Raw genomic sequence first — 2,721 nt, forward strand, 5'->3', positions numbered from 1 at the left:
GACCTTGGCGGCGAACAACCCCTGCGGGCGCATCATCAGAATCAGCACGATGAGCGACAGCGTCAGCACCTTGGCCATCGAGCCGGTCATGAAGAACTCGCTGATCGACTGCGTCTGCGCGATGCCGAAGGCCGAGGCCACGGTGCCCAGCAGGCTGGCCGCGCCGCCGAAGGTGACGACCAGGAAGGCATCGACGATGTAGAGCGAGCCGCTGGTCGGGCCGGTGGAGCCGATGGTGGTGAAGGCCGCGCCCGCGACGCCGGCGATGCCGCAGCCGATGGCGAAGGTGAGTCGGTCGGTCTTCTTGGTGTTGATGCCGATGGCGTTGGCCATCTGGCGGTTGCTCACCGTGGCCCGCACGCGCAGGCCCCAGCGGCTCTTGTAGAGGGCGATCAGCACACCCGCGGTCACCAGCGCGGTGAGGGCCAGCACGAACAGGCCGTTGATCGGGATGTCCAGCCCCTCGTGCGGCGCCCACGAGCCCATCAGCCACTCGGGCAGCGTGGGGCTCACCTCCTTGGGGCCGATGAAGCTGCGGAAGCACTGCTGCAGCGCCAGGCTCACGCCCCAAGTGGCGAGCAGCGTGTCGAGCGGGCGCTTGTAAAGGTGGCGGATCAGCCCCCATTCGACGAGGTAGCCGACCACGAACGCGAACACGAAGGCCACGCCGATCGCAATCGGAAAGTAGTACGGCATGAAGCCCGGGGAGAGCTTCTCGGTGAGCGTGGAGCCGAGGAAGATGGTGTACGAGCCGATCGTCATGAACTCGCCGTGCGCCATGTTGATGACGCCCATCTGCCCGAAGATGATGGCCAGTCCCAGGCCCATCAGCAGCAGCACCGAGAAGAGGCTCAGGCCGGCGAAGCCTTGCATCAGGCCGATGTTCATGATGTCGGAGAAGGTCATGGCGGTGGCTTTCGTGAGGTGGAGCGGGCCTTCGATACCTCAGGCTGAGCGGATGGAGGTGTTCGGTGCGGTGGTGGGCCACCACCCGTTCGGGCTGAGGTATCGAAGCCGTGCACGGCCTGTGCAGGCTTCGATACCTCAGCGCGAGCGGTTCTTTCTGTGCGAAGAACCGCTCGGCGCAGGCCGTGCTTACTGGTAACCCTTCGGGAACGGATCCGGCTTGATCAGCTCGCTGGATTCAGCGACCACCTTGAAGGTCGCATCCGGCTGCCCCTGCCCGATGCGCGCCTTGCTCCACAGGTGGTGGTTGGCGTCGAGCTTCACGTAGCCTTCGGGCGCCGTCTTCAGTTCGATGCCCGGCGAGGCGGCGACCACCTTGTCGACGTCGAAGCTGCCGGCCTTCTCGACCGCGGCCTTCCACAGCCACGGGCCCAGGTAGCCGGCCTGCGTCACGTCGCCGATCACCGCGTCCTTGCCGTACTTGGCCTTGAAGGCGGCGACGAAGGCCTTGTTGTTGGCGTTGTCCAGCGACTGGAAGTACTTCATCGACGAGTAGAAGCCGGTGAAGTTCTCGCCGCCCACGCCGGTCATCTCGTCTTCGGTCACCGACAGCGTCAGCAGGAACTGCTTGTCGCCGGTGATGCCGGCCGCCTTGAGCTGCTTGTAGAAAGCCACGTTGGAGCCGCCGACCACCGCCGCGAAGATGCAGTCGGGCTTGGCGACCTTGATCTTGTTGATCAGCGAGTTGAAGTTGGTGTGGCCCAGCGGGTAGTACTCCTCGCCCACCACCTTGCCCAGCTTGCCCACCGTCTCGATGTGCTTGCGCGCGATCTTCATCGAGGTGCGCGGCCAGATGTAGTCGGAGCCGACGAGGAAGAAGGTCTTGGCCTTCTTCTCCTTGGCGCCCCAGTCGAGGCCCCAGATGATCTGCTGCGTGGCCTCCTGGCCGGTGTAGATCACGTTCTTGCTCTGCTCCAGGCCTTCGTAGAAGGTCGGGTAGTACAAGAGGCCGTTCTCCTTCTCGAACACCGGCAGCACGGCCTTGCGCGAGGCGCTGGTCCAGCAGCCGAAGACGGCGGCCACGCGGTCGTTGACGAGCAGCTTCTTGCTCTTCTCGGCGAAGGTGGGCCAGTCGGAGGCGCCGTCTTCCTTGATCACCTTGATCTTGCGGCCGAGGATGCCGCCCATCGCGTTGATCTGGTCGATGGCGAGCTGCTCGGCCTGGATCGAGCCAGTCTCGCTGATGGCCATGGTGCCGGTGGCCGAGTGCAGCTGGCCGACCGTGACCTCGGTGTCGGTGATCGCGAGCTTGGTGGTGTTCACCTTGGCGGTGGGGAAGGACTGCGCCAGGCTCAGGCCGCTGAGGCCCATCAGCGGCAGCGCGGCCGCGCCTTGCAGCAGGCGGCGGCGTTGTGAGTCAGGGGACGAGGGGTCTTGTTCGTGCGACATCGGTCTTCTCCGGGTTTGAGGGCTGATCGGTGAACCGGGCTGGCACCAAACGCGTGCAGCGCTTTTGCATTCACTCTGGGCTCTAAGGTAGGAGAAGGACTACGCAGCCCGAATACGTCAATCAACGTAGCCACGCTTTCAAGGTTGGCGCACACACTCGCAGCACCGACCCGTGCCGTGTCCGGGATCGCTTCTTGCAAGCTCGCCTCTTCAGGAGGGCGAGCACGTGTCCGTGGCCACTCAGAAGATTTTTCGCATCCGCCGCGACTACAACACCTGGGTCGCCAACGAGACGCTGGAAGACTATGCGTTGCGCTACACGCCGCGCACCTTCCGCAAGTGGAGCGAGTTCCGCGTCGCCAACAC

Annotated in this window: 2 protein-coding genes; both read right to left on the bottom strand. The window is 64.5% G+C overall.

The genetic code is table 11. The features are described 5' to 3' along the window. On the bottom strand, positions 1-906 hold a 906-nt coding region (urtB, locus tag VFL64_RS11315; RefSeq protein WP_489540479.1), incomplete at its 3' end, for an urea ABC transporter permease subunit UrtB. A gap of 189 nt (positions 907-1,095) precedes the next feature. Further along, a complete protein-coding gene (gene urtA, locus VFL64_RS11320; protein WP_489540480.1) occupies positions 1,096-2,355 on the bottom strand; it encodes an urea ABC transporter substrate-binding protein in 1,260 nt (419 codons plus the stop codon). Positions 2,356-2,721: the final 366 nt, after the last annotated feature.

Source organism: Rhizobacter sp. (assembly GCF_035702065.1).
GTDB lineage: Bacteria > Pseudomonadota > Gammaproteobacteria > Burkholderiales > Burkholderiaceae_C > Rhizobacter.

Excerpts from the sequence above, each read along its gene's own strand:
- urtA (WP_489540480.1), bottom strand. The coding sequence starts at position 2,355 with ATGTCGCACGAACAAGACCCCTCGTCCCCTGACTCACAACGCCGCCGC.